This is a genomic window from Kitasatospora sp. NPDC057500, assembly GCF_042802195.1.
GTDB lineage: Bacteria > Actinomycetota > Actinomycetes > Streptomycetales > Streptomycetaceae > Kitasatospora.
In genome coordinates this window covers 1-6,937 of record NZ_JBHVER010000301.1, presented here as the reverse complement: position 1 = coordinate 6,937, position 6,937 = coordinate 1, and the positions used below count along the sequence as shown (strand labels likewise).

The window sequence follows — 6,937 nt, the reverse complement described above, 5'->3', positions numbered from 1 at the left end:
GAGTACGTCTCCGGCGCCGGCCGGGCTCCGGCGGACGTGCGCGAGGAGCTGATCTGCCAGGCCTTCGCCGAGGTCCTCGGACTCCCGGCGGTCGGCGTGGACGACGACTTCTTCGCCCTCGGCGGACACTCCCTGCTCGCCGTCTCCCTGGTCGAGCGCCTCCGTGCCCGCAACGTCGGCATCTCGGTGCGCGCGCTGTTCGCCACCCCGACCCCCGCCGGCCTGGCGGCCGTGGCGGGTCCGGCGCAGGTGGCGATCCCGGCCAACCTGATTCCCGAGGGTGCCACCGCGCTGACCCCGGCGATGCTGCCGCTGGTCGACCTCACCGAGGACGAACTCGCCACCGTCGTCGCCGCCGTCCCCGGCGGCGCGGCGAACATCGCCGACGTCTACCCGCTCGCGCCCCTCCAGGAAGGCCTGTTCTTCCACCACCTGATGGCCGACCGGGACGCCGGGGACACCTACGTCCTGCCGACGACCCTGGCGTTCGACGACCGGGCGCGGCTCGACGCCTTCCTCGCGGCGCTCCAGCGCGTGGTGGCCCGGCACGACATCTACCGCACGGCGATCCTCTGGGACGGCCTGCGCGAGCCCGTCCAGGTCGTGCTCCGCGAGGCCGCCCTGCCCGTCACCGAGGTCGAACCCGACCCGGCCGGCCCGCCGGTGGCCGAGCAGTTGCAGGCCGCCGCCGGTGTGTGGATGGACCTCGACCGGGCGCCGCTGCTGACGGCCCATGTCGCGGCCGAGCCGGGCACGGACCGGTGGCTGGCGCTGCTGCGCATCCACCACCTCGTCCAGGACCACACCGCCCTGGAGATCCTGCTCGACGAGCTGCGGGCGTTCTTGTCCGGGCGTGCCGACGAACTGCCCGACCCGCTGCCCTTCCGCGAGTTCGTCGCCCATGCCCGCCTCGGGGTGCCGCGCGAGGAGCACGAGCGCCACTTCGCGCAGCTGCTCGGCGACGTCGACGAGACCACCGCCCCGTTCGGCCTGACCGACGTGCACGGCGACAACGCCGGTACGGAGCGCAGCCGGATGCCGGTGGACGAGGGGACGGCCCGCCGGACCCGTGAGGTGGCGCGGTCGCTGGGCGTCAGCCCGGCCACCGTCTTCCACCTCGCCTGGGCCCGGGTGCTCGCGGCCGTGTCGGATCGCGACGACGTCGTGTTCGGCACCGTGCTGTTCGGCCGGATGAACGCCGGCGCCGGTGCGGACCGGGTGCCGGGGCTCTTCCTCAACACCCTGCCGGTCCGGGTCCGCCTCGGCGGCGGCACCGTGGCCGGGGCGCTGGCCGGGCTGCGCGAGCAGCTGGCCGACCTGCTGGTGCACGAGCACGCCCCGCTCGCCGTCGCCCAGACGGCCAGCGGCCTGCCGGGCGGCAGCCCGCTGTTCAGCGCGCTGTTCAACTACCGCTATTCGGCGTCGGCGTCGGCGTCGTCGGAGCCGGAGCGCGCGGACGCGCTGTCCGGCGTGCGGGTGCTGCTCACCAAGGAGGGCACCAACTACCCGGTGAGCGTGTCCGTCGACGACGACGGGACCGGGTTCGCCATCACGGCGGACGCACCCGCCCAGGTCGGCGCGGACCGCGTCCGCGCCCTGCTGGAGACGGCGCTGGACAACCTGGCGGACGCACTGGAGCGGACGCCGGACGCTCCGCCGGCGGCGGTGGAGGTGCTGCGGCCCGCCGAGCGGCTGCGGCTGCTGGAGGCGTTCTCCGCCGGGGCGCAGGCCCGGCCGCAGACCCTGGCGGTGCTGCGCGAGCGGTACGGCGTCGAGCCGGCCGGTGCGTACGTGCTCGACGGCGGCCTGCGGATGGTGCCTGCGGGTGCCGCGGGCGAGCTGTACCTGGCGGGCGCGGCCGGGCCGGAGGACGGACGGAACCTCGCCGACCCGTTCAACCCGGGCGGGGCGATGCTGCGCACCGGTGACCGGGTCCGCTGGAGCGCGGACGGCCGGCTGGAGTTCCCGGCCGAGGCGGCCCGGTCCGCCGCGGCGGAGGACGCCCCGTCCACCGCCGCCGGCCGCCGGCCGTCCGGTCCGCGCGAGGAACTGCTCTGCCAGGTCTTCGCCGAGATCCTCGGCCTGCCGTCGGTCGGCGTCGACGACAACTACTTCCTGCTCGGCGGGCAGTCGCTGATGGCGACCCGGCTGGTCGGCCGGCTGCGGGCGGTGCTCGGCGTCGAGGTGCCGATCCGGGCGCTGTTCGAGAACCCGACCCCGGCCGGTCTGGCCGCCCGCCTGGCGCAGGCCGCCCCGGGACGGGCCGCGCTGGTCGCCCGGCCGCGCCCGGAGCGGGTGCCGCTCTCTTTCGCCCAGCAGCGGCTCTGGTTCCTCGGCCAGCTGGAGGCCTCCAGCGCCACCTACACCAACACCACCGCGCTGCGGCTCTCCGGTTCGCTGGACCGGGAGGCGCTCGGCTCGGCGCTGCGGGACCTGGTCGGGCGTCACGAGATCCTGCGCACGGTGCTCCCCGTCGAGGACGGCGAGCCCTACCAGCGGATCCTCCCGGCGGCCGAGGCCGGCATCGAGCTGACCGTCGTCGAGGTGGCGCCGGGCGGCCTGGCCGCGCAGCTGGCGCAGGTGGGCGAGTACCCGTTCGACCTCGCCACCGAGATCCCGATCCGGGCCTGGCTGCTCGCGGAGGCCCCCGAGGAGCACGTGCTGGTGCTGGCGGTCCACCACAGCGCCACCGACGGCTGGTCGATGGGCCCGCTGGCCCGCGACCTGACCGCCGCCTACACCGCCCGGCTGCGCGGCGAGGCCCCGCAGTGGGCGCCGCTGCCCGTCCAGTACGCGGACTACGCGATCTGGCAGCGCGAGCTGCTGGGCGGCGGGAGCGACCCGGACAGCGTGCTGGCCGGGCAGATGGCCCACTGGCGCGAGGCGCTGGCCGGGCTGCCGGAGGAGATCGCGCTGCCGCGGACCCGCCCCCGCCCGGCCGTCCCCACCCACCGGGCGGGCGACCTGCCGGTGCGGATCGGGCCGGAGCTGCACCGCGGGATCCTGGAGCTGGCCAAGGCCGAGGGCGCCACCGTCTTCATGGTGGTGCAGGCGGCGCTGGCCGCCCTGCTGAGCGGGATGGGGGCCGGCGAGGACGTCCCGATCGGCGCCGCGGTCGCGGGCCGGGTGGACGACGCCCTGGACGACCTGATCGGCTTCTTCGTCAACATGCTGGTGCTGCGCACCGACGTGTCGGGCGACCCGACCTTCGGCGAGCTGCTGCAACGCGTGCGCGGCACGGACCTGGCCGCGTACGCCAACCAGGACGTCCCGTTCGACTACGTGGTGGAGCAGCTGACCCCCGAGCGGTCGACGGCCCGCCAGCCGCTCTTCCAGGTGGCGCTGGTGGTGCAGAACACCCCCAGGAGCGAGCTGCGGATGCCCGGCCTGGCCATCGCCTCCGAGCCGGTCGCGGTCGGCGGGGCGCGCTCGGACCTGATGCTGAGCCTCGCCGAGCGGGTGGACGAGGACGGCGCCCCCGCCGGCCTCGGCGGCGCGCTCCAGTTCAGCGCCGACCTGCTGGACCGGGGGACCGCGAGCGAGCTGGCCGACCGCCTGGTGCGGCTGCTGGAGCACGTGGTCGCCGACCCCGGGCAGCCGCTGAGCCGGATCCCGCTGGTGACCGACGGCGAGCGCCGGGCGCTGCTGGACCTGGGCGCCGGCGCCGGGCACGACGCGGGCCGCGCGACCCTGCCGGAGCTGTTCGCGGCCCAGGTCGCGCGGAACCCGCAGGCCGTCGCGCTGGTCCACGGGGAGCAGGAGCTCTCCTACGCGGAACTGGACCTGCGGGCCGAGCGCCTCGCCCGGCTGCTGGCCGCCCGCGGCATCGGGCCGGAGTCGGTGGTGGCGGTGGCCATGGGGCACTGCGTCGAGCTGGTCGTCGCCTTCCTGGCGATCGCCAAGGCCGGAGCCGTCCACCTGCCGGTGGATCCGGCGCACCCGGCGGACCGGATCGGGTACATGCTCGCCGACGCCCGCCCGGTCCACGCGCTGACCACCGAGGCCGACCGGGCGGCGCTGCCCCCGTCGGCCGACCTCCCGGTCACGGTGCTCGGCACCGCCGGGGCCGAGGCGGAGCTCGCGGCCGTCCAGGCCTCCCCGTCCGCCGCCGCCCCGCTGCCGGCGCCGCGCCCCGAGCAGGCCGCGTACGTCATCTACACCTCGGGCTCCACCGGCCGCCCCAAGGGCGTGGTGGTCTCGCACACCGGCATCGCGAACCTGGTCGCCGCGCAGGTCGAACGGCTCGGGGTGACGGACGCCTCCCGGGTGCTGCAGTTCGCCTCGGTAGGCTTCGACGCGGCCGTCTGGGAACTGGTGATGGCGCTGTGCACCGGCGCCCGCCTGGTGGTGGCCCCGGCCGGGGAACTGCTCCCCGGCGCCGGGCTCGCCGAGGTGATCGCCCGCCACCGGGTCACCCACGCGACGCTGCCGCCGGCCGTGCTGGCGCTGCTGTCGCCGGAGGACCTGGCCTCCGTCACCGCCCTGGTGTCGGCCGGCGAGGCGCTCGGCGAGGACCTGCCCGCCCGCTGGGCGCCCGGACGGCGGTTCATCGACGCCTACGGGCCCACCGAGACCACCGTCTGCGCCACCATGTCGGACCCGCTGGTGCCGGGCGAGCCGGTGACCATCGGCGGGGCCGTCACCGGCACCACCGTCCTGCTGCTCGACGACGCGCTGCGCCCGGTCCCGGCCGGCGTGCTCGGCGAGCTGTACGTGGCCGGGCCCGCGCTGGCCCGCGGCTACCAGGGCCGGGCGGACCTGACGGCGGAGCGCTTCGTCGCCGACCCGTACGGCTCCGGACGGCGCATGTACCGCACCGGCGACCGCGCCCGCTGGGACGAGCAGGGCCGGCTGCTGTACGCCGGACGGGCCGACGACCAGGTGAAGATCCGCGGCTTCCGGGTGGAACCGCGCGAGGTGGAGGCGGTGCTCACCGGGCACCCGGACGTCGCGCGGGCCGTGGTGACTGTTCAAGTGCAGTCGGGTGAGCAGCGGTTGATCGCCTATCTCGTGGCGGCCGACCGTGGTTATGGTGAGCGCGCCCTCGGCGATCACGGCACCGGTGACCTGGCGGCAGCGGTGCGCGGCTACGCCGCGGAGCGGCTGCCCCGGTACATGCTGCCCGCCGCGATCGTGGAGTTGTCGGCGTTGCCGCTGACGGTGAACGGCAAGCTCGACCACCGGGCGCTGCCGGCACCGGACCTCGGCGCCGCCGCCGGCACCGGCCGGGCGCCGGCCACGGCCGAGGAGAAGGCGGTGTGCTCGGTGTTCGCCGAGATCCTCGGACTGCCCGAGGTCGGTGCGGACGACGACTTCTTCGCCATGGGCGGGCACTCCCTGCTGGCGACCCGGCTGCTCAGCCGGGTGCGTTCGGTGACGGGGGCCGACGTGCCGGTCCGTGTGCTGTTCGAGAATCCGACGCCCGCGGCCCTCGCCGCCCGGATCACCGCCCAGGCGGGCACCAGGAGCAAGAGGAAGAGCCGGCCGGCACTGCGGCCGATGCGCAAGCAGGAGGAGAACTGATGTTTCCGTTGTCGTTCGCGCAGCGGCGGTTGTGGTTCCTGGGCCGGCTGGAGGGCCCGAGCGCGGCCCACAACATCCCCGTGGTCCTGCGGCTCTCCGGGACGCTCGACCGTGCGGCCTTCGGCGCCGCCCTGCGTGATGTGATCGGCCGTCACGAGGTGCTGCGCACCGTCTACCCGGCGGTCGACGGGACGCCGCAGCAGAAGATCCTCCCGCTGGACGAGGCCGGATTCCAGCTGGTCACCGCCGAGGTGGCACCGGCGGAGCTGGCGGGCGAGGTGGCCCGGGCGACCGGTCACGCCTTCGACTTCGCGGTGGAGATCCCGGTCCGGGCCTGGCTGTTCAGCGAGGCCCCGGACGAGCACGTGCTGGTCTTCGTGGTGCACCACATCGCCGCCGACGGCTGGTCGATGGGCCCGTTGATGCGCGACCTGTCGGCGGCCTACCGGGCCCGGCTGGCGGGGCGGGCGCCGGGCTGGGAGCCGCTGCCGGTCCAGTACGCGGACTACGCGCTGTGGCAGCGCGAGCTGCTCGGCGAGGAGGACGACCCGGAGAGCCTGCTCAACGAGCAGGTGGGCTACTGGCGGGACGCCCTCGCCGGCGTGCCCGAGGAACTGACCCTGCCGACCGACCGGCCGCGCCCGGCGACCGCCTCCTACCGGGGCGTCACCGCGACCTTCGACGTCCCGGCCGCCGCCCACGGGCGGCTGCTGGACGTGGTCAGGGAGAACGGCTCCACCCTCTTCATGGGCCTGCACGCCGCCCTGGCGATCCTGCTGTCCCGGCTCGGTGCGGGCACCGACCTGCCGATCGGCACGGTCGTCGCCGGCCGCAACGACGAGGGCCTGGACGACCTGGTCGGCTGCTTCGTCAACAACCTGGTGATCCGCTCCGACGTGTCCGGCGCCCCGACCTTCGCCGAGGTCCTGCGCCGGGTGCGGGAGTCCGTCCTGGACGCGTTCGCCCACCAGGACGTGCCGTTCGAGAAGCTGGTCGAGGACCTCGCCCCGGCCCGCTCGATGGCCCGCCACCCGCTCTTCCAGGTCATGGCCACCGTGCAGAGCGCCGACCTGGTCTCCAAGCGCGGCGCCGGCCGCTCGCTGGACCTGCCCGGACTGCGGGTCGGCCCGCTGACCGGGACCCACGAGATGGGCGAGTTCGACCTCGACGTCGTCCTCATGGAGCGCTTCGACGAGTCCGGCCGCCCGGCCGGGCTCACCGGCACCGTCATCGGCGCGGCCGACCTCTTCGACGCCGCCACCGTCGAGCGGACGGCCGCCCAACTGGCCCGTGTGCTGGAGGCCGTGGCCCTCGACCCTGCTTCGCGGGTGGGGTCGGTGGATGTGTTGGGTGAGGTGGAGCGTCGGCGGTTGTTGGTGGAGTGGAATGCCACGGGGGTGGCGGAGTCGGTTGG

2 protein-coding genes are annotated in these 6,937 nt (G+C 75.5%); both read left to right on the top strand.

Features of this window, described 5'->3' with window-relative positions; all coding sequences use genetic code 11:
- Positions 1–36: 36 nt before the first annotated feature.
- Complete coding sequence (locus ACFU74_RS34970; protein ID WP_380764169.1) at positions 37–5,523, top strand: amino acid adenylation domain-containing protein; 5,487 nt, start codon at positions 37–39, stop codon at positions 5,521–5,523.
- On the top strand, positions 5,523–6,937 hold a 1,415-nt coding region (locus ACFU74_RS34965; protein WP_380764168.1), incomplete at its 3' end, for a condensation domain-containing protein. The genes ACFU74_RS34970 and ACFU74_RS34965, both read left to right, overlap by 1 nt.